The organism is uncultured Amnibacterium sp., assembly GCF_964244015.1.
Lineage (GTDB): Bacteria > Actinomycetota > Actinomycetes > Actinomycetales > Microbacteriaceae > Amnibacterium.
Genome location: NZ_CAXTHO010000019.1, coordinates 1 through 20,493, shown reverse-complemented (window position 1 = coordinate 20,493; position 20,493 = coordinate 1). Strand labels below are relative to the sequence as shown.

Sequence of the window (20,493 nt, the reverse complement as noted above, 5' to 3'; positions counted from 1 at the left end):
TTCCACGCGGCCTTCAAGGCGCCCGAAGGTACTGTCCGGAGCCATACACCGTTCGATGAGAGCTGTGAGCCGCAGCGCCGTTCACGGCGCTGCGAAGCAGCACAGCCTTCGATCCGCCGGCGGATCGAAGGCCATGGACACTGAGGGGCCCTGATGGCGACGAAGAACCCGGTCGGATCCGACGACGAGACGACCCCGGTGGCCGCGACGGGAGCCGGCGGGCTCGGCCCGGCGCAGCGCCGTGCGTCGATCGCCGCGATGCGTGATCAGGAGCTGGACATCCTCGTCGTGGGCGGCGGGATCGTCGGCACGGGAGCAGCGCTCGACGCCGTGACCCGCGGACTGACGGTCGGGCTCGTGGAGGCGCGCGACTGGTCGGCGGGTACCTCCAGCCGCTCGTCGAAGCTCGTCCACGGCGGCATCCGCTACCTCGAGCAGCTGAACTTCGCGCTGGTGCGCGAGGCGCTGATCGAGCGCGGCCTGCTGATGCAGCGCATCGCGCCGCACCTGGTCAAGCCGGTGAAGTTCCTGTTCCCGCTGACCCACCGCGTCTGGGAGCGGGCGTACATCGGCGCCGGCATGGCGATGTACGACGCGTTCAGCTACACGGGCGGCCGTCCGCCCGGGGTGCCGCACCACCGTCACCTCACGCGCCGCCAGCTCTACAAGGCCATCCCCTCGCTGAAGAAGGGGGCGATGATCGGCGGTCTGACCTATTACGACGCGCAGGTCGACGACGCCCGCTACGGCGCCTCCGTCGCCCGCACCGCCGCCTCCTACGGCGCGCACGTCGCGACCAGGGTCCGGGTCGAGGGCTTCGTCAAGGTCGGCGAGCGGGTCGTCGGGGTCGACGCCCAGGACCTCGAGACCGGCGAGCACTTCCAGATCCGGGCCAAGCAGATCGTGAACGCCACGGGCGTGTGGACGGACGACACCCAGGCACTCGTCGGGGAGCGCGGGCAGGTGCACGTGCGGGCCTCGAAGGGCGTGCACCTCGTCGTGCCGCGCGACCGCATCCGCTCGACCATGGGCATGATCCTGCGCACCGAGAAGAGCGTGCTGTTCGTGATCCCGTGGGGCCGCCACTGGCTGGTCGGTACGACGGACACGGACTGGTACCTCGACAAGGCGCACCCCGCCGCGACGGCGAAGGACATCGACTACATCCTCGACCACGTGAACGAGGTGCTGGCGGTGCCGCTGACGCGTGAGGACGTCGAGGGCGTCTATGCGGGCCTGCGGCCGCTGCTCGCCGGCGAGAGCGACGACACCAGCCAGCTCTCCCGCGAGCACTACGTCGCGCACGTCGTGCCGGGCCTCGTGGTCATCGCGGGCGGCAAGTGGACGACGTACAGGGTGATGGCGAAGGACGCGATCGACGAGGCGGCCTCCGCGCTCGACGATCGCGTCCCGGCGTCGGTCACGGAGGACATCGCGCTGGTCGGCGCCGAGGGCTACCAGGCCGCCTGGAACCAGCGCTCGATCATCGCCACGCGCACCGGCCTGCACGCCGCCAGGGTCGAGCACCTCCTGAACCGGTACGGCACGCTGGCCAGCGAGGTCATCGCGCTGATCACCGCGAAGCCGGCGCTCGCCGCCTCGGTGCCGGGAGCGGACGACTACCTGCAGGCCGAGATCGTGTACGCCACCACGAACGAGGGGGCGCTGCACCTCGACGACGTCCTGGCTCGCCGGACCCGGATCTCGATCGAGGCGTGGGACCGCGGGGTCTCCGCCGCGCCGATCACCGCCGCGCTGATGGCGGATGTGCTGGGCTGGGACGAGGCCCACGAGCGGCTCGAGGTCGAGACCTACCTCGAGCGCGTCAGGGCCGAGCGTGAGAGCCAGACCATGCCCGACGACGAGTCGGCCGACCGCGTGCGCCTCGAGGCGCCGGAGATCGTGCAGGCTGTCTGACCATGACGCCGCCCGCACCCGCGAGGAGTCTGCGGGCGGCGTTCATCGCACCGAGGTCGATCGGTCTGCTCGTGCTGGCCCTCGTGCTGGCCGGCGCGTTCGCCGCGCTCGGGCAGTGGCAGATCTCGCGGGCGATCGAGCAGGGCACGGTGATCGCCCGCCCGACCGAGCGCACGGTCCCGCTGACCGCCGTCGCGCAGCCCGCGAGTCAGCAGACGGACGCCTCCGTGGGGCAGCGGGTCTCGACCCGCGGCCGGTTGGTCCCCTCCGACACGGTGATCGTCGGCGACCGGCTGAACGACGGCCGTCGCGGCTGGTGGGTCGTCGGCCACGCGGTGCTCGACGATCCGGCGGGGTCGCAGCTCGCTGTCGCGCTCGGCTTCGCGCCGGACCAGCAGACCGCCGAGCGGGCTGCTGCGGCGGCGAGGGCGACGCCGGCGGCGGACCGCCCCCTCGTCGGGCGGTACGTCGACACGGATCCGGCTGAACCCTCCGCCTCCGGAGATCCCACCGCGCTGTCCTCCGTCTCGACCGCGCGGCTCGTGAACCTGTGGACGCAGGACGAGGGCGCGCCGACGTTCGAGGGCATCCTGACGCTCAGTGCGGCGCCCGCCGGGCTGGAGGACATCTACTCGCCGCGGCCCGGCGGCGAGGTCGAGCTGAACCTGCTGAACATCCTCTACGCGGTGGAGTGGGCGATCTTCGCCATCGCCGCGTTCTACGTCTGGTACCGGCTGGTCCGCGACCGCTGGGAGCAGGAGCAGGTGGCCGTCCTGATCGCCGAGCCCGTTCACGACAGCCCCGTTCACGACAGCCCCGTTCACGACAGCGTGTAGAAGAACGGGCTTACGATCGGTCTCCGTGCCCTGGAGTCCTCTGCGTGTGCCGCCCACCCGTGATTTCCCGACGATCCGGCGCAGCCTCCTCTTCTACAAGGTGTTCGCGTACGCCACCGGCAGCTTCCTGCTCCTCGTGTGCCTGGAGGTGGTGCTGCGCTACGCCTTCGGATCCGAGGTCGTCGTCGGCGGGGCGCTCGGCGCGGTCGCCCTGGTCGCGCCCGAGCAGGTGCATGCCGTCGGCGGCTTCAACCTCAGCCTCGGCATCCTGATCACGCACGGGTACCTCTTCATCGCCTACCTGATCAGCGACTTCGTGCTGATCACCGTGATGCGGTACCCGATCACCCGATTCATCCTCATCGGGCTGGGGGGCGTCGTCCCCGCCCTCTCCTTCATCATGGAGGCGAAGGTGAAGGGCGAGGTGCGCGGCTACCTCGCGACCCGCGAGCCCGCTCCCGCTCCCGTCCCCTGACCCACTCTCCGTTTTGTAGGCAGGTTCTGCCTACAAAACGGAGAGTCGGTCAACGGGGTCGGGCGACGAACGCGGCGGCTGCGTCGTTCGCCGCGCGGGCGGCGTCGACCGGAGCGTCGTCGCGGAGGAGGCCCGCCATGAAGGCGCCGACGTGGGTGTCGCCCGCGCCGTTCGAGTTCACCGCGACCACGGTCGGAGCGGGAAGGTGCACGACCTCGCCTCCGCGGAGCGCGAGCAGGCAGCCGTCCGCCCCCTGCCGCACCACCGCCCCCCGGCGCACCGTGGACGCGAGCAGCCGCGCCGCGGCCGCCGCATCGCCGAGTCCGGTCGCGGCGCGCGCCTCCTCCGTGTCGCCGCTCCACCAGTCGACGCGCGGGAGGAGGCGGGCCAGGACGTCGGGGGAGGCGTCCGCACCGAACGGGCCGGGGTCGAGCAGCACCACCACGACCTCGGGCAGCGCCTCGACGAACGCGGCCAGCGCCGGGCCGCGGGCCGGCGCGACGAGTCCGTAGCCGTGGACGTGGACCACGTCGCCGGCCGGGACCGCGAACCCGTCGAGGGCCGGCGCTGCGGATTCCGCGCCCGGCACGGTCATGAACGTCCGCTCGCCGTCCGGTTCGATCGCGGTGAGCACGAATCCGGTGTCGTGCTCGAGCACGGGAGGCAGCGGCGCCGGCACGTCGATCGTCGCGAGCGCCTCCCGGACGAGCTCGCCGAACGGACCCGTCCCGATCCGGCCGGCGAACACCGCGTCGGCACCCGCGGCGCGGGCAGCGACCAGCGCCCGGAACCCGCCGCCGCCCACCTCCAGCCGCCCGCCGGACGCCAGCACGTCGCCGCCGCGGTCCGGCAGCCGCGGTACCACCGCGACCACGTCGACGAGGGCGTTGCCCGTGCTGACGACCCTGCCGCTCATCGCAGCGCGAGCAGGGCGTCGACGCGGCGCTCGAGGTCCAGGTCGTTGACGCTGCGGACGGTCGCGATCGCGTCCGCCGGGAACGCATCCACCCCGTGGATGGCGCCGGCCATCGCGCCGGTCATGGCGGCGATCGTGTCGGTGTCGCCTCCGAGCGAGGCCGCGGCGCAGCAGGCGGCCCACGGGTCGTCGGGGTGCAGGAGGAGCATCGCGAACGCGGCGGGCACCGACTCCTGCGTCGCGAGGCTGGTACCGATCAGCATCACGACCCGATCGGTGGCGACGATCGCGTCCGTGCTGCCGGCGAGCTCGGTGCACCACGCGATACGCGACGCGACGTCCGCACCGGCGACCCACCGCCCGCGGCGCACACCCGCACGCGCGGCCGTGATCCCGAGCGCGACGGCGGTCGGCAGCCCGAACCCCTCCACCCCCGCGCTCACCACCGCGGCGACCGCTGCGGCGCCCGCGATCGCGACGGAGGTGTGATGGCTGACGAGGCACGCCCGCTCGACGGCGTCGACCAGCGCGCCGATGTCGGTCACCGCCGTGGCGACGCCGACCGGGGCGATGCGCATCGCGGCGCCGTTGGTCGTGCCGTTCGCTCCGGCGAGCTCGGGAGGCGTGCCCGCCCTGACGGCCTGGATCGCGGCGAGCGTCGACGGCCCGAGCAGGTCCGCGGAGCCGCGGGCCCTGGCATCCTGCTCCCACCGGTCGAGGTCGTCCGCGAGGCGGCGGGGGTCGATCCGGCCGTGTCCGGCGATCAGAGCGTCCGCGAGCAGCAGCGCCTGCTCGGTGTCGTCGGTGACATGCCCCGCCGGTAATCCATGTGCGAGCGGGTGGTCCGGAGCCGCTGCACGGAACCCGGTGATCCCGCCGCTCGCGCTGATCGTCCCACGCGGCAGGGTCTGCGTCGGCATGCCGAGCGCGTCTCCGACGGCGAGGCCGGTCAGGGCGCCCAGCGCACGGTCCCTCCGGCTCATGCCTCCATCATGCTCAGCACGGCGTCGACGCTGCTGATCGTGATGAGCGGCGCGTACAGCGCCATCGCCTCCAGCGCCCGCCGGTGATCCGCCTCCGACAGCCCCGCGCACGCGTCCTCGGGCACGACGACGAACCGGCCCGCGTCGGCCGCGGCGAGCGCGGTCGACAGCACGCAGCAGTCCGTCGAGACGCCTGTGACGATCAGCCGATCGGCGCCGGAGGTCGCCGCGGCCAGATCCGAACCCCACTTCCCGAACGTCGTCGCGGTCACCACCGGCGCGTCGCCTCCCGCGAACTCCGGCGTCAGATCCCAGATCGGGTCGTCGGCCGGCCGGAGCTGATCGGGCCAGTTCCGGTAGTACGGGGCCCACGCGCCCTCCGGCCGCGCCGGAGCGACGAATCGCGTGAAGACGGTCCTGCCGCGGAACGCGGGCAGCAGGCGGCGCACGCCCGCCGACGCGGATGCGTACCCGGGCGTGGCCCAGGCGCTGTCCGCATCGGCGAAGACCCGCTGCATGTCGACGACGACGAGGTGCGCGTCGCCGCTCATCGAGACGCCTGGAGGGGAAGCGCCTCCTGCCGGCGGACGGCGCCCCGGGTGGTGACGAGCGTCCCGACGAAGCCGAGTACGAGCGCGAGCAGCACGCCGAGGTTCGCGTACGCCCACGCGCCGTCCCGGCCGCCGAGCGGACCGAGCAGATAGCCCTGCCAGGTGAAGCCCGCCGTGCCGTTGACGACGAGTCCCCAGCCGACCGCCGTGCCCACGATCACGAGCAGCACCGCGGAGGGGCGGATCGAGCCGTAGCGACCGCGCGGGTCGAGCAGCTCGCCGTCGGCGTACGGCTTCCTGCGCAGCACGATGTCGCCGATGAAGACGCCGCACCAGGCCGCGATCGGCACCCCGAGCGTGATGAGGAACGCCTGGAACGGGCCGACGAAGTCCGGCGCGAAGAACGCGACGTAGATCGTGCCGGCGATTACCAGCACCCCGTCGATGCCCGCGGCGGCGAAGCGCGGGACCCGCACCCCGGCGGAGAGCAGCGCCAGCCCGCTCGAGTAGATGTTCAGCACGCTGCCGCCCACGAGCCCCAGGATCGCGACGATCGCGAACGGCACGAGGAACCAGGTCGGCAGCAGGCTGGTGAGCGCGCCGATCGGGTCGGCGCCGATCGCCTCGTTCAGCTTCGGCGAGGAGGCCGCGAGCAGCAGTCCGAAGATCACGAGGATCACCGGAGCGACCGCGCCGCCGAACGTCGTCCAGCCGAAGACGCCGCTGCCGCGCGTGCTGCGCGGCAGGTAGCGGGAGTAGTCGGCCGCGGCGTTGACCCAGCCGAGGCCGAAGCCGGTCATCACGAACACGAGCGCGCCGATCAGGGCGGTGGCGTTGCCCGAGGGGAGCGCGGCGACCGCGCCGAGGTCGATCGACCCGGCGGTGAGTGCGATGTAGACGACCGTGAGCACCCCGGTGACCACGGTGATCCACTTCTGCATCCGCATGATCACGTCGAAGCCGGCGATCCCGCCTCCGACGGTGAGCGCGGCGACGACGATCAGCGCGACGATCTTCGTGAGCGGGCCGAGGTCGAGCCCCAGCTCGGTGAACACGGTCGACGTCGCCAGGACTGCGAGCGAGGTCAGGGCCGTCTCCCAGCCGACGAGCAGCACCCAGGAGATCAGGGCGGCCAGCCGGTTACCGTTCACGCCGAACGCGGCGCGGCTGAGCAGCATCGTCGGCGCGGACCCGCGCCGACCCGCGAGGGCGACGACGCCGCACAGGGCGAACGAGATCACGATGCCGATGACGGCGATGATCGTCGCCTGCACGAACGTGATGCCGAATCCGAGGATGAACGAGCCGTAGCTGAGTCCCAGGACCGACACGTTCGCGCCGAACCACGGCCAGAACAGATCGCGGGCCCGGCCCTTCCGCTCGGACTCAGCGATGACGTTGAGCCCGTTGGCTTCGACGCCGGCCGGGGCGGGCGGGGCGGCGGTCGGCGGTGTGCCGTGATCGAGTGCGGTCATGTGAGCAGTTCCTCTCGGGCGGTGGATCGGTAGAGCGCGGGCGGGCGGTGGCGCACGCCGGCCTGGTGCGCGCCCGTGGGCGCGACGGTGCCGGTCGCCTCGACGCGGCGCCGGAAGTTCGCGGGGTCGAGCCGGCGCCCCAGCACCGCCTCGTGCACCTCGCGCAGCTGGCCGAGCGTGAACTCGTCCGGCAGCAGCGCGTGGGAGAGGTGCGTGTACTCGAGCTTCGCCTTCAGGCGCTTGACCGCCCAGCCGACGATCTCGTCGTGGTCGAACGCGAGCGGCGGGTGCGCCTCCGCCGGGAACCAGGCGACGTGCTCGTCCTTCCGCGTCGTCGCCGCCACCTCCGTGCGCACGAGCGCCCAGTAGACGATCGACACGACGCGGTCCTGGACGGCCCCTCGGTCGACCGCGCCGAACGTGTACAGCTGCTCGAGGTGCGAGGGCCGCAGCCCGGTCGTGTCGGCCAGCGTGCGCCTGGCGGCCTCGCGCAGCGACTCGTCCGCTCGCAAGGGTCCGCCGGGCAGCGCCCACCGGCCGAAGTGCGGTTCGCGGACCCGCTGGACCAGGGGGAGGTGGAGGGTCGGCCCGCCCTCGACGGCCTGCAGCCCGAAGATCACCGTCGACACGGCGACCGCGACGGGCTGCTCGGGCACGGGTCCTCCGGTAATGGTCACTCCGACACGAAGTGGGAGCGCGAGCGTACCACTTCGGGTGTCTCTGACCATTACCTCGGCTCCGTACGATTGCCGGGGTGACGACCACCCCTCCGGAAGCGCACCCCGTCGAGCGGCCCGCGGGTGAGGCGCATCCGGTCCTCGTCGTCGACTTCGGCGCCCAGTACGCCCAGCTGATCGCACGGCGCGTGCGCGAGGCGGGCGTCTACTCGGAGATCGTCCCCCATGCCATCACCGCGGCCGAGGTCTCGGCGAAGCGGCCGGCCGGCATCGTGCTGTCCGGCGGCCCCTCCAGCGTCTACGAGGAGGGCGCGCCCTCGCTCGACCCGGGCATCCTCGAGCTCGGGGTGCCGGTGCTGGGCATCTGCTACGGCTTCCAGGTGATGGCCAAGCAGCTCGGCGGCACCGTCGCGCAGACCGGCCGCCGCGAGTACGGGTCGACCGCGGTGCGGCTCGCCGACGGCGCGAGCAGCGAGGGCGCGCCCCTCGTGGCCGGGCAGCCGGGCGACCAGGTCGTGTGGATGAGCCACGGCGACTCCGTCTCGGAGGCGCCGAAGGGCTTCCAGGTGCTGGCGAGCAGCGACTCCACCCCGGTCGCCGCGTTCGCGAGCGACGAGCGCCGCATGTACGGGGTGCAGTGGCACCCGGAGGTGCGGCACACCGCGCACGGGCAGGAGGTCATCGAGAGCTTCCTGCACGATGCGGCCGGCATCGCCGCCGACTGGAATTTCGGCAACGTGATCGCCGACCAGGTCGACCGCATCCGCGCGCAGGTGGGCGACGCCCGCGTGATCTGCGGCCTGTCCGGCGGTGTCGACTCGGCGGTCGCCGCGGCGCTCGTGCAGCGGGCGATCGGCGACCAGCTGACCTGCGTGTTCGTGGACCACGGGCTGCTGCGGGAGGGGGAGGCGGAGCAGGTCGAGCGCGACTACGTCGCCGCCACCGGGGTCAATCTGGTCGTGGTCGACGCGGTGGACACGTTCCTCGACGCGCTGGAGGGCGTCTCCGACCCCGAGACGAAGCGCAAGATCATCGGCCGCGAGTTCATCCGCGCGTTCGAGCGTGCAGCCGCGGACGTGGTCGCGCGGGCGCAGGACGACGGTGCGGCGGTCGGCTTCCTGGTGCAGGGCACGCTGTACCCCGATGTCGTGGAGTCCGGCGGGGGCAGCGGCACCGCCAACATCAAGAGCCACCACAACGTCGGCGGCCTGCCGGAGGATCTCGAGTTCGCGCTGGTCGAGCCGCTGCGCACCCTGTTCAAGGACGAGGTGCGGGCGATCGGCCGGGAGCTGGGGCTCCCCGAGGTGATCGTCGGCCGGCAGCCCTTCCCCGGCCCCGGGCTCGGCATCCGGATCGTCGGCTCCGTCACGCGCGACCGGCTCGCGACCCTCCGCCGTGCCGATGCGATCGTGCGGGAGGAGCTCTCCGCCGCCGGGCTGGACGGCGACATCTGGCAGTGCCCGGTCGTGCTGCTCGCCGACGTCCGCAGCGTCGGGGTGCAGGGCGACGGCCGCACCTACGGGCACCCGATCGTGCTGCGCCCGGTCTCGAGCGAGGACGCGATGACCGCGGACTGGACCCGCCTGCCGTACGACCTGCTCGCGAAGGTCTCGAACCGGATCACGAACGAGGTCGCGGAGGTGAACCGCGTCGTGCTCGACGTCACATCGAAGCCGCCGGGCACCATCGAGTGGGAGTGACCCGAACCGTTCGGAGCACGACAGCAGGACTCAGGACGGACAGCAGGACCGGAGGCGCTCCCGGGTCCTGCTGTCGTCGCTGAGTCCTGCTGTCGTGCTCGGGCTTACGCCCCGTGAAGGGGCGGTGCGATGCGTCAGTTGCTGCCGCGGAAGATCGCGATCAGCCGCAGGAACTCGATGTAGAGCCAGACGACCGTGACCATGATCCCGAAGGCGCCGGTCCAGCCGTACTTGGCGGGGATGCCGCGGCGGACGCCCTGCTGGATCTGGTCGAAGTCGAGCACCAGCGAGTAGGCGGCCATGATGACGACGAGCACGCCGATCACGATGCCGAGGATCCCGCTCTGCAGGCCGAAGGGCCCGGTGACGACGCCGGTGAGCGACAGCACGACGTTGACCAGCTGGAACACGAGGTACGAGACCATCGCGATGAGGAAGATCTTCGTCGCCCGCGCGGAGGCACGGATCTTGCCGCTCGCGAACAGGGCGAGCGTGATCCCCACCGTGACGAGCGTCGCGAGCACCGCCTGCAGCACGATGCCGTTCCACTGAGCCGCGAAGAACCTCGAGATGCCGCCGACGAAGAGGCCCTCGGCCGCGGCGTACAGGACGATCAGCGGGACGGACGGCTCGCGCTTGAAGGTGTTGACCATGGCCAGCACGAAGCCGACCAGGGCGCCGACGATGGCGAGGGCGGGGATGAACCAGCCGACCGCCGAGGTGGCGAGCAGCACGGCGAAGAGCACGACGGTCTTGACCGAGGTGTCCTCGTACGTCATGCGGCCCGTGTCGGCGGGGGACGCGGCCGGACGCTCGTACAGCTCCTCGAGCTGGGCAGCGCTGACCGTGCTGCCCTTCTTGAACGCGGGGTTGTTGGAGAGGGCGGGGTTCGCCATGGGTCCTGTTCCTATCGGGATCCGGCGCGGATTCGCGAACCGGAATGACGAGTCTAAGAACTTCCGGTGCGACTCGGGGGAACCGGCGCTATGTGCTCCCTATGGATCCCGCGCCGTGACGTAGCCTCGGCGCGTGCCAGCTCCGCTCCTGATCGCGCATCGCGGCGCGTGCGGGTACCGTCCCGAGCTCACGCGGGGCGCCTTCCTGCTCGCGCTCGAGCAGGGCGCGCAGGCGATCGAGATCGACGTCGTCGCGAGCGCGGACGGCTCGCTCATCGTGCGCCACGACCCGGAGCTCAGCCACACGACGGACGTCGCCGCGCATCCCGAGCTGCGGGATCGGCGCCGGATGAAGGTGGTCCGCGGTCGGCCGCGGGTCGGCTGGTTCGCGGAGGACCTCTCCCTCGCCGAGCTGCGCTCGCTGACGGGCAGGGAGCGGCTGCCGCTGCTCCGTCCCGGCAGTGCCGCGCACGACGGCTCCGACGCGGTGCTCACGCTGCAGGAGGTCATCGACCTCGTGCTGGCAGCGGCCGGTGTCCGCCTCGTCGTCGAGCTGAAGCACGCCGCGCGGTCGGCCCGGCTCGGGCTCCCGCTCGACGAGCTGCTCGCCGACGCCCTGGCCCGTGCGCCGCGGCTTCCGGAGATCACGATCGAGAGCTTCGAGCACGACGCCCTCGACCGGCTCGCGGAGCGCGGCGTCACGCACCCGCTGGTCGCGCTGATCGGCCACGAGCCGCTGATCGACCACCTCACCGTTCGCCGACCCGAGCGGTTCGCCGCGTACGCCGGAGTCAGCCTGGGCGCGAACCTGGTGCGGCCGCGGACCGTCGCCGGGTTCCGCGAGGCGGGCCTCGACGTCTGGACCTGGACGCTGCGGCCCGAGAACCGCTTCCTCCCGCGCCGGTACCGGGTCGAGGGCAGCCCCTTCGGACGGTACGCCGCGTACTGGCGGCGCCTCATCGACGCCGGGGTCACCGGCGTGTTCGCCGACCATCCCGATCTGGCGCTCGCGGAGCTCGGGGACCCTGCCGATGTCGGGGTCCCGACTTACCCTTGACGTCATCATGACGCAGCTGGTCGAACCGTCCTCGATCTTGCTCGATGGGCTCAACCCCCGCCAGCGGGAAGCCGTGCTCTACCGAGGTCCGGCACTGCTCATCGTGGCCGGCGCAGGATCGGGGAAGACGAGCGTGCTCACCCGGCGCATCGCGTCGCTGCTCGAGACCCGCGAGGCGTGGCCGAGCCAGATCCTCGCGATCACCTTCACGAACAAGGCGGCCGGTGAGATGCGGGATCGCGTCCGCGCGATCGTGGGACATGCGTCGGACGGCATGTGGATCTCGACCTTTCACTCCGCCTGCGTCCGCATCCTCCGGCGGGAGGCGGAGGTGTTCGGGTACGCCTCCGGATTCACCATCTACGACTCCGGCGACTCGAGAGCGCTGCTGAAGCGGATCATCAAGCAGCACGAGGCCGACGTGATGGGGTTCTCCGTCGCGAGCACGGCGTCCAGGATCTCGAAGCTGAAGAACGAGCTGGTGGACGCGGACACGTTCTCGCGTGCGGTGAACCTCGCCGACCCCAAGGAGGCGATGTTCCTCACGATGTACCGCGAGTACTCGCAGGCGCTCCAGAGCGCGAACGCCTTCGACTTCGACGACCTGATCGCCCAGACGGTCTACCTCTTCCGGGCGTTCCCGCACGTCGCGGAGCCCTACCTCCGGCGGTTCCGGCACATCCTCGTCGACGAGTACCAGGACACCAACCACGCGCAGTACGCGCTGATCCGCGAGCTGACGAAGCCGGCCGCGGGCATCGAGGCGGCGTCGCTGACCGTCGTCGGCGATTCGGACCAGTCCATCTACGCGTTCCGGGGCGCCGACATCCGCAACATCACGGAGTTCGAGCAGGACTACCGCGACGCGACCGTCGTGCTGCTCGAGCAGAACTACCGGTCGACCCAGACGATCCTCGACGCCGCGAACGCGGTGATCGCGAACAACTTCGACCGCATCCCCAAGAACCTCTTCACGGCGGGCGGTCCCGGCGCGAAGATCGTGGGCTTCACCGGCTACTCGGGCCACGACGAGGCGCAGTTCGTCGCCGACGAGATCGAGCAGCTGCACCGCGACGGCATGGAGTACCGCGAGATCGCCGTGTTCTACCGCACGAACGCGCAGACACGAGCGCTGGAGGAGATCCTGATCCGCTCGGCCGTGCCGTACCGGATCCTCGGCGGCACGAAGTTCTACGAGCGCGCCGAGATCAAGGACGCGATGGCGTACCTGATCGCGGTCGCGAACCCGGCCGACGCCCTCGCGCTGCGACGGATCCTGAACTCGCCGAAGCGCGGCATCGGCGCCGTCACCGAGACCCAGCTCGCGAACTTCGCCGAGCGGAACGGGATGACGTTCCGCGAGACCCTGCGGCACGCGGGGGAGCTGGGGTTCGGCCCGAAGATCGCGAAGGCGATCACCGGGCTCTCCGACCTGCTCGACGAGGCGACCGTCATGACCGCACCGCCTGCCGAGGGGGACGCGCCCATCCCGGTGTTCGACGTCCTCGCGCTGCTGGTGAAGAAGAGCGGCTACGTCGATGCCCTGCGCGCCAGCAAGGACCCGCAGGACGAGGCGCGGCTCGAGAACATCGAAGAGCTGCTCGCCGTCACCAAGGAGTTCCAGAAGAACAACCCCGACGGCCTGCTGATCGACTTCCTCACCGAGACGGCCCTCGTCGCGGCCGCAGACGAGCTCGACGACACCTCCGGAACCGTCTCGCTGATGACGCTGCACACCGCAAAGGGCCTGGAGTTCAAGGCGGTGTTCCTCACCGGGATCGAGGAGGACCTGCTGCCGCACCGGATGAGCGCGAACGAGCCAGGCGGCCCCGCCGAGGAGCGACGCCTCTTCTACGTGGGGATCACGCGCGCCAGGGAGCGGCTCTACCTGTCGCTCGCGATGATGCGGAACAGCTACGGCGAGACGAGCGTCTCCGCACCGAGCCGCTTCCTCGCCGAGGTGCCGTCCGAGCTGATCGAGTGGCGGCAGTCGCCCGGCATGACCGGCCCGGGCGCGGGCGGGCGCGTCGCCGGCAGCCTCGCCTGGGGTGGCCCTTCGAGAGCCTCAGGAGAGTCCGGGTCGTTCTCCGGGCCGGCGCAGCAGAAGCCGAAAGCGGAGTGGCCGAACCGGGTCAGCGGCAAGGTCCGCGACAACGGCGACCTCGAGCTCGCGATCGGCGACCGGGTGAAGCACGACGACTTCGGCGAGGGCCGGGTGCAGGCGATCACGGGTACCGCGGCGAAGCGGATCGCGGAGGTGCAGTTCGACACCGCCGGTCGCAAGCGGCTGCTCGTGAAGGTCGCGCCGATCATCAAGCTGTGACCGTGCGCCTCCGCCCGTTCGCGGACGCCGTGGTGGCGCTGGGGCACGCGGCCGGGTCGACGCGGCCGTGGAACGACCCGCACCAGGACGTGGTGCGGAAGGAGGTGAGCGGGACGGGGGCGTCGTGCACCCGACCCGTACCGCGTGGAGGAAGGCGAAGCGCCCGTAGGCAGAATCGCCCGTTTCCCGCCTACGCTCGCTTCGGCGTCCTACGCCCGGGTCCGTTCCGGCAGCACCGGTCCCTTACCCCGGTTCAGGCCGTTACCCCGGGTTCAGGCCGTGCGGGCGCGGAGGCGGAGGGGCAGGGTCGCCTGGTCCACCACCGCAGGGTGGACCTCGGCGGCGGTGCGCTCCAGCGCCTCCCGCTCCGCGACCGAGAGGTGCTCGCGCAGCAGGGATCGCACCGCTGCGACGTGGGCGTTGTCCGCGAGCTCGAACTTCTGCACGCCGGTCCGTGTCACCGCGACCGCGTGCACCCGGCCGGACTTCTGCCGGTCGAGCAGCCCACGGTGCTGCATCCGCGTCAGCTGGTGCGAGAGCCGGCTCTTGTCCCAGCCGAGCAGTGCGGCGAGCTCGTTCTGCCGCAGCCGCGCGTCGGGCGCATCGATGAGGCAGCGGAGCACGTCGAACTCCGCGGACGACAGGTCGGCGGCGGAGCGGATCTGGTGCTCGACGACGCCCGTCGCGAGATCGGAGAGGCGCTGGATGAGACGCCACGTCGACGCTTCGCCGCTCGTGAGCTCCCCAACCATCACTGCACCGTATCCCTGCGGGCATCGACGGAGCAACGTCGCTCGGACGAGCACCCCCACGACCGCGATGCACGCGGCCGCTAGGGTTGCCCGGTTGTCAACCGGTGAGGAGACGTCGACGTCCTATGGACCTCTTCGAATACCAGGCTCGTGATCTGTTCGAGCAGTACGGGGTGCCGGTGCTCGCCGGCATCGTCGCGGATACGCCGGAGGAGGCGCGGGCCGCGGCTGAGCAGCTGGGCGGCGTCACCGTCGTCAAGGCGCAGGTGAAGGTCGGCGGGCGCGGCAAGGCCGGCGGCGTGAAGGTCGCGAAGACGGCCGACGACGCCGAGGCCGCGGCGAGGGCGATCCTCGGCATGGACATCAAGGGGCACACCGTGCACCGCGTGATGGTCGCCGCCGGAGCGGACATCAAGGAGGAGTACTACTTCTCCGTCCTGCTCGACCGCGCGAACCGCTCCTACCTCTCCCTCGCCAGCTTCGAGGGCGGCATGGAGATCGAGGAGCTGGCGACCTCCCGCCCCGAGGCCCTCGCACGCATCGAGGTCGACCCCGGCGAGGGCGTGACGCTCGAGAAGGCGACCGCGATCGCGAAGGCCGGCGGCTTCCCGGCCGAGCTGGTCGACAAGGTCGCGCCGGTGTTCGTGAAGCTCTACGAGGTCTACACGGGCGAGGACGCGACGCTCGTCGAGGTCAACCCGCTGGTGCTCACGGGCGGCGGCGACATCGTGGCCCTCGACGGCAAGGTGTCGCTGGACGAGAACGCGGACTTCCGGCACCCCGCGCACGCGGAGCTCGAGGACAAGGCCGCCGCCGATCCGCTGGAGGCGAAGGCGAAGGCCTCGGACCTGAACTACGTGAAGCTCGACGGCGAAGTCGGGGTGATCGGCAACGGCGCGGGTCTCGTGATGTCGACGCTCGACGTCGTCGCGTACGCGGGCGAGCAGCACGGCGGGGTCAAGCCGGCGAACTTCCTCGACATCGGCGGCGGCGCCTCCGCCTCCGTCATGGCGGCCGGGCTCGACGTGATCCTCGGCGACCCGCAGGTGAAGAGCGTGTTCGTGAACGTCTTCGGCGGCATCACCGCCTGCGACGCGGTCGCGAACGGCATCGTCCAGGCGCTCGAGATCCTGGGCGACGCCGCGACGAAGCCGCTCGTCGTGCGACTCGACGGCAACAACGTGGAGGAGGGGCGGCGCATCCTGACGGAGGCGGCGCATCCGCTCGTCACACTCGCACTGACCATGGACGACGGCGCCGACAAGGCCGCCGAGCTGGCTGCTAGGTAAAGAGGGACACCATGTCGATCTTCCTCAACAAGGACTCCAAGGTCATCGTCCAGGGCATCACCGGTGGCGAGGGCACCAAGCACACCGCGCTGATGCTGAAGGCCGGCACGCAGGTCGTCGGCGGCGTCAACGCCCGCAAGGCCGGTACCACCGTCACGCATGGCGACGTCACCCTGCCGGTGTTCGGCACGGTCAAGGAGGCGATCGAGGCGACGGGCGCCGACGTCTCCATCGCGTTCGTGCCGCCCGCCTTCTCGAAGGACGCGATCATCGAGGCGATCGACGCCGAGATCCCGCTCCTCGTCGTGATCACCGAGGGCATCCCGGTGCAGGACGCCGCGGAGGCGTGGGCGCACGCGAAGGCGACCGGCGGGAAGACGCGGATCATCGGGCCGAACTGCCCCGGCATCATCACGCCGGGGGAGTCGCTCGTCGGGATCACGCCCGCGAACATCACCGGCAAGGGCCCGATCGGCCTCGTGTCGAAGTCGGGCACGCTGACGTACCAGATGATGTACGAGCTGCGGGACCTCGGGTTCTCGACCGCCATCGGCATCGGCGGCGACCCGATCATCGGCACGACGCACATCGACGCGCTCGCGGCGTTCGAGGCGGACCCCGAGACGACGGCGATCGTGATGATCGGCGAGATCGGCGGCGATGCCGAGGAGCGCGCGGCGGACTTCATCAAGGCGAACGTCACGAAGCCGGTCGTCGGGTACGTCGCGGGCTTCACCGCGCCGGAGGGCAAGACGATGGGCCACGCCGGCGCGATCGTGTCCGGCTCCGCCGGCACCGCGCAGGCGAAGAAGGAGGCCCTCGAGGCCGCCGGCGTCAAGGTCGGCAAGACCCCCTCCGAGACCGCCGACCTCCTCCGGGCCATCCTCACCGCCTGACTGGTCGTGTTCACGGATCAGGGGATTCGGCAGGCGCGAAGCGCCGCCGAATCCCCTGATCCGTGAACACCGACACCCCGAGGCGCCTGCGTCGACAGGCGACCGGGATTCGTAGCCTCGAGGGATCACCTCCTTCCTGCTCGACGACCCGCCCGTCGCCGCCCCTGAGAAGCCGACCCCTCCTCGCCGGGTCGGTGCCCTCGTCGTCGGCGCGGTCGACGGCCTGCTCACCGTCGCGCTGCCGTTCGCGGTGCTCGCGTCGCTGGCGGTCCTCGCGTGGGCCGGGCTCGGGACGTCGGAGGCGTGGACGCCGTCCGTGTCCGCCGCCGCGGACGTCTGGCTCATCGGGCACGGCGTCGATGTGCGCTTCGCGGTCGCGGGTGCGCCGTTCACGGTCACCGCAGCCGCTCTCGGCCCGGCGCTGATCACCGCGCTCGGCGCCGTGCGGGCCGGCCGGCGAGCGGTCGCGACCGGGTCCCCGATCGAGGCATGGCTCGCGCAGCTCGTGGCGACGGGCATCGCGTCGGTCGTCCTCCTCCGCGTCGGCACCTCCGCCGCCGCGACCCCGAGCCTCTGGCAGGCGATCGTCCTCCCGCTGGGGGTCGTCACCGTCGCCTCGCTCGTGGGCATGCGGTCCGAGCGCCCCGGGGTCCGGCCGGTGCCCGCCGGCGTGCGGGCCGGCCTGATGGCGGCGCTCCTGCTGCTCGCGGCAGCGGGCATCGCGTTCACCGCGCTGCTGCTCACGCGCTTCGCCGACGTCGTCGTGCTCGACGAGTCGCTGGATGCGGGCGTGCTGGGCGGCTTCGTCCTGACCTGCCTGCAGATCCTCGCCATGCCGACCGTCGTGATCTGGGCCGCCGCGTGGCTGGTCGGTGCGGGCACCGGCCTCGGCACCGGTTCCGTCACCGGGCCGTTCGCGGGCCAGGCCGGCCCGCTTCCGGCGCTCCCCGTGCTCGGTGCCGTCCCGGTCGATCCGCCCGCGTGGGCAGCCGCAGTCCTCGTGGTGCCGGTGCTCGCGGGGTTCGCCGCCGCCGTCCTCGTCCGTCGCGGCGGCAGCGGCATGAACGCCGTACCGCTCGGCCTCGTCGGCGGGCTCGTCGCAGGCGCGGTGATCGGCGGGCTCGTCGCGGCCTCCGCCGGCGCCGCCGGACCAGGACGGTTCGTCTCGGTCGGACCCGATGCGCTCCTCGCCGCAGGCCTCACCGCCGCCCTGGTCGGCATCCCCGCGATGCTCGGCGCCGCCGTCGTGCGGCCGCGCGTCCCGCCGTCGGAGGGCGCGGACCCCCGCCAGTAGGCTCGCCACGTGCTCCGGCTCGTCGTGCTGATCTCCGGCGGCGGCAGCAACCTCCGTGCGCTGCTCGCGCGGTGCGACGACCCCGACTTCCCGGCCCACGTGGTCGCGGTCGGCGCCGATCGCGAGGCCGACGGCCTGGTCCACGCGGACGAGTTCGGGGTGTCGTCGTTCGTGGTGCCGTTCACGCAGTACGAGACGCGGGAGGCGTGGGGCGACGCGATCGTCGAGGCCGTGCAGGTGTGGTCGCCGGACCTCGTGATCCTGTCCGGGCTGATGCGCCTCCTACCGCCGCACGTCGTCGACGAGCTGACCCCGGGGCTGCTGAACACGCACCCCGCCTACCTGCCCGAGTTCCCCGGCGCGCATGCCGTCCGCGATGCCCTCGCTGCAGGCGCGACCGAGACCGGCGCGAGCGTGATCATCGTCGACCACGGCACCGACAGCGGCCCGATCCTCGCTCGGGAGCGCATCGCCGTGCTGCCCGGCGACACCGAGGGTGCGCTGCACGAGCGCATCAAACCCGTCGAACGGCGCCTGCTCGCCGACGTGATCCAGCGGATCGCGGAGGGACGGATCGACCTGGAGGCCGCCCGATGACCGAAGCCCGAGTCGTCGAAGGCGACGACGTCGTCCCCGTGCGCCGCGCCCTGCTCTCGGTGAGCGACAAGCGCGGGCTCGTCGAGCTCGGCTCGCTGCTCGCCGCGGCCGGTGTCGAGCTGGTGTCGACCGGATCGACCGCCTCGGTGCTCCGCGATGCGGGCCTGACCGTCACCGAGGTCGCCGAGCTCACCGGCTTCCCGGAGTCGCTCGACGGCCGAGTCAAGACCCTCCATCCCGCGGTGCACGGCGGCCTGCTCGCGGATCTGCGGCGAGAGCAGCACGCGGCCGAGCTGACCTCGCTCGGCATCGAGCCGTTCGAGCTCGTCGTGTCGAGCCTCTACCCGTTCGAGCAGACCGTCGCCGCAGGAGCCGGGGACGAGGCCGTCGTCGAGCAGATCGACATCGGCGGGCCCGCGATGGTGCGCGCGGCGGCCAAGAACTTCGCGAACGTCGCCGTCGTCACGGGTCCGGAGGCGTACCCCGTCGTGCTGGAGGCCGTCGCGGCGGGTGGCACGACGCTCGCGCTGCGCCGCGAGCTCGCCGCAACGGCGTTCGAGCGCATCGCCGCGTACGACCGAGCGATCGCCGACTGGTTCACGGACGGCCCGGACGCCTCCGTCCGCTCGGGCACCTACCGCTTCGTCGAGACGCCCCTGCGGTACGGCGAGAACAGCCACCAGTCGGCCGCGCTCTGGCGCGACCCGAGCGGGCACGGTCTGGCGCAGGCGACGCAGCTGCACGGCAAGGAGCTCAGCTACAACAACATGGTCGACGCGGATGCGGCGATCCGCGCGACGCTCGACTTCGACGAGCCCGCCGTCGCCGTGATGAAGCACGCGAACCCGTGCGGGATCGCCGTCGCGCCCGCGCGTGCGGTCGACCCGATCGCGGCGGCGCACAGGCTCGCGAACGACTGCGACCCGGTCTCGGCGTTCGGCGGCGTGATCGCGGCGAACCGCACCGTCACCCTCGGCATGGCGGAGGCCGTCGCCGGCATCTTCACGGAGGTGATCGTCGCGCCGGGCTACGAGCCCGAGGCGATCACCGTGCTGAAGCAGCGCAAGAGCCTGCGAATCCTCACGCTGCCGGAGGGCTTCGTCCGCCCCCAGCGCGAGTTCAAGCAGGTGTCGGGCGGGGTCCTGGTGCAGGAGCCGGACCGCTACTCGGAGGTCGACACCGCCACCTGGCGCCTCGCGGCCGGCCCCGCCGCCGACCAGCAGACGCTCGCGGATCTCGCGTTCGCCTGGCGCGCGATCCGGTCCGTGAAGTCGAACGCGATCCTGCTCGCCTCAGGAGGGGCCTCCGTCGGCATCGGCATGGGACAGGTCAACCGGGTCGACTCGTGCCACCTCGCGGTCGCCCGCGCGGGCGACCGCGCGGCCGGCGCGGTGGCCGCCTCGGACGCGTTCTTCCCGTTCGCCGACGGGGTGGAGGTGCTGCTCGAGGCCGGCGTGACGGCGGTCGTGCAGCCGGGAGGCTCCGTCCGCGACCCCGAGGTCGTCGCCGCCGCAGAGGCGGCCGGAGTGACGATGTACTTCACCGGCGAGAGGCATTTCTTCCACTGAATGCACAGCCCGGCCCGCTGTCGAGGTGCGCCCCAGGGCCGTCCGGGTCCGAATGGTTTCGACACGGGCGCGGAGCGCCCGGCTCAACCAAGGGAACACGGGCCGATCCCGCTGGTCGAGGTGCGAGCGAAGCGAGCCTCGAAACCACTCGATTCATGGAGGACTGTTGTGCGGAGGCTTCGCGTTCCATAGGCTGGAGGGCTGCCGCGGCGAGGTCCACATCCCACCAGGATGGAGAGTCGCGGTGATCGAGTGGCAGGAGGCCGACATGTTCACGACCGTCGCCGAACC

General features: G+C 71.8%; 18 protein-coding genes. 11 read left to right on the top strand and 7 right to left on the bottom strand.

Going from position 1 to position 20,493, the window contains the following annotated elements:
- The first annotated feature begins 258 nt into the window (after positions 1 to 258).
- The 3 genes from ACFE67_RS04025 to ACFE67_RS04015 are packed head-to-tail and all read left to right on the top strand — an operon-like array spanning position 259 to position 3,228.
- Positions 259 to 1,917, top strand: coding sequence for a glycerol-3-phosphate dehydrogenase/oxidase (locus ACFE67_RS04025; protein WP_375405603.1), 1,659 nt, complete (start codon positions 259 to 261; stop codon positions 1,915 to 1,917).
- Positions 1,918 to 1,919: 2 nt separating this feature from the next.
- Positions 1,920 to 2,753, top strand: coding sequence for an SURF1 family cytochrome oxidase biogenesis protein (locus ACFE67_RS04020; RefSeq protein WP_375405587.1), 834 nt, complete (start codon positions 1,920 to 1,922; stop codon positions 2,751 to 2,753).
- 25 nt (positions 2,754 to 2,778) lie between these two features.
- A complete protein-coding gene (locus ACFE67_RS04015) occupies positions 2,779 to 3,228 on the top strand; it encodes a DUF3817 domain-containing protein (RefSeq protein ID WP_375405586.1) in 450 nt (149 codons plus the stop codon).
- 49 nt (positions 3,229 to 3,277) lie between these two features.
- Here ACFE67_RS04015 and ACFE67_RS04010 read toward each other — a convergent pair whose 3' ends face one another.
- From ACFE67_RS04010 to ACFE67_RS03990, 5 genes are read right to left on the bottom strand one after another with little or no spacing between them, the layout of a single operon-like run.
- Positions 3,278 to 4,144, bottom strand: a complete 867-nt coding sequence (locus ACFE67_RS04010; RefSeq protein ID WP_375405585.1) for a PfkB family carbohydrate kinase — start codon at positions 4,142 to 4,144, stop codon at positions 3,278 to 3,280.
- Complete coding sequence (locus ACFE67_RS04005; RefSeq protein ID WP_375405584.1) at positions 4,141 to 5,127, bottom strand: ADP-ribosylglycohydrolase family protein; 987 nt, start codon at positions 5,125 to 5,127, stop codon at positions 4,141 to 4,143. The genes ACFE67_RS04010 and ACFE67_RS04005 overlap by 4 nt, the downstream gene beginning before the upstream one ends.
- The gene (locus tag ACFE67_RS04000; RefSeq protein ID WP_375405583.1) at positions 5,124 to 5,678 is read right to left on the bottom strand and encodes a cysteine hydrolase family protein; all 555 of its coding nucleotides are present in this window, start codon (positions 5,676 to 5,678) and stop codon (positions 5,124 to 5,126) included. The genes ACFE67_RS04005 and ACFE67_RS04000 overlap by 4 nt, the downstream gene beginning before the upstream one ends.
- Positions 5,675 to 7,153 carry a purine-cytosine permease family protein gene (locus tag ACFE67_RS03995; protein WP_375405582.1) on the bottom strand — a complete coding sequence of 493 codons (1,479 nt, stop codon included), beginning with the start codon at positions 7,151 to 7,153 and terminating at the stop codon, positions 5,675 to 5,677. The genes ACFE67_RS04000 and ACFE67_RS03995 overlap by 4 nt, the downstream gene beginning before the upstream one ends.
- Entirely contained in the window at positions 7,150 to 7,809 is a 660-nt protein-coding gene (locus ACFE67_RS03990; protein ID WP_375405581.1) for an NUDIX domain-containing protein, read from the bottom strand. Before ACFE67_RS03990 ends, ACFE67_RS03995 begins: the two co-directional genes overlap by 4 nt.
- A gap of 98 nt (positions 7,810 to 7,907) precedes the next feature.
- Here ACFE67_RS03990 and guaA point away from each other — a divergent pair, with 98 nt between their 5' ends.
- Positions 7,908 to 9,530 (top strand): glutamine-hydrolyzing GMP synthase, encoded by a 1,623-nt coding sequence (gene guaA, locus ACFE67_RS03985; RefSeq protein ID WP_375405580.1) that lies wholly within the window; start codon positions 7,908 to 7,910, stop codon positions 9,528 to 9,530.
- A gap of 134 nt (positions 9,531 to 9,664) precedes the next feature.
- Here the strand turns inward: guaA and ACFE67_RS03980 are convergent, their stop codons facing one another.
- Positions 9,665 to 10,426 carry a Bax inhibitor-1/YccA family protein gene (locus ACFE67_RS03980; RefSeq protein WP_375405579.1) on the bottom strand — a complete coding sequence of 254 codons (762 nt, stop codon included), beginning with the start codon at positions 10,424 to 10,426 and terminating at the stop codon, positions 9,665 to 9,667.
- 133 nt (positions 10,427 to 10,559) lie between these two features.
- Between ACFE67_RS03980 and ACFE67_RS03975 the strand changes: the two genes are divergently transcribed.
- A complete protein-coding gene (locus ACFE67_RS03975; protein ID WP_375405578.1) occupies positions 10,560 to 11,483 on the top strand; it encodes a glycerophosphodiester phosphodiesterase family protein in 924 nt (307 codons plus the stop codon).
- Positions 11,484 to 11,490: 7 nt separating this feature from the next.
- Entirely contained in the window at positions 11,491 to 13,806 is a 2,316-nt protein-coding gene (locus ACFE67_RS03970; protein ID WP_375405577.1) for an ATP-dependent helicase, read from the top strand.
- Between the two features lie 272 nt (positions 13,807 to 14,078).
- On the opposite strand, the gene ACFE67_RS03965 is transcribed toward ACFE67_RS03970, so the two are convergent.
- Positions 14,079 to 14,558 (bottom strand): MarR family winged helix-turn-helix transcriptional regulator, encoded by a 480-nt coding sequence (locus tag ACFE67_RS03965; protein ID WP_375405576.1) that lies wholly within the window; start codon positions 14,556 to 14,558, stop codon positions 14,079 to 14,081.
- Between the two features lie 125 nt (positions 14,559 to 14,683).
- On the opposite strand from ACFE67_RS03965, the gene sucC reads away from it, so the two are divergent.
- The 5 genes from sucC to purH all read left to right on the top strand — a co-directional run bounded on the left by sucC (position 14,684) and on the right by purH (position 20,202).
- Positions 14,684 to 15,847: an ADP-forming succinate--CoA ligase subunit beta gene (gene sucC / locus ACFE67_RS03960; protein WP_375405575.1), complete on the top strand. Its 1,164-nt coding sequence runs from the start codon at positions 14,684 to 14,686 to the stop codon at positions 15,845 to 15,847.
- A gap of 11 nt (positions 15,848 to 15,858) precedes the next feature.
- Positions 15,859 to 16,743 carry a succinate--CoA ligase subunit alpha gene (gene sucD, locus ACFE67_RS03955; protein ID WP_375405574.1) on the top strand — a complete coding sequence of 295 codons (885 nt, stop codon included), beginning with the start codon at positions 15,859 to 15,861 and terminating at the stop codon, positions 16,741 to 16,743.
- Positions 16,744 to 16,993: 250 nt separating this feature from the next.
- The gene (locus tag ACFE67_RS03950; protein ID WP_375405573.1) at positions 16,994 to 18,037 is read left to right on the top strand and encodes a DUF6350 family protein; all 1,044 of its coding nucleotides are present in this window, start codon (positions 16,994 to 16,996) and stop codon (positions 18,035 to 18,037) included.
- Between the two features lie 9 nt (positions 18,038 to 18,046).
- On the top strand, positions 18,047 to 18,634 hold the full coding sequence (gene purN, locus ACFE67_RS03945) for a phosphoribosylglycinamide formyltransferase (RefSeq protein WP_375405572.1): 588 nt from the start codon (positions 18,047 to 18,049) through the stop codon (positions 18,632 to 18,634).
- The gene (purH, locus tag ACFE67_RS03940) at positions 18,631 to 20,202 is read left to right on the top strand and encodes a bifunctional phosphoribosylaminoimidazolecarboxamide formyltransferase/IMP cyclohydrolase (RefSeq protein WP_375405571.1); all 1,572 of its coding nucleotides are present in this window, start codon (positions 18,631 to 18,633) and stop codon (positions 20,200 to 20,202) included. The genes purN and purH overlap by 4 nt, the downstream gene beginning before the upstream one ends.
- The last annotated feature ends 291 nt before the right edge of the window (positions 20,203 to 20,493 follow it).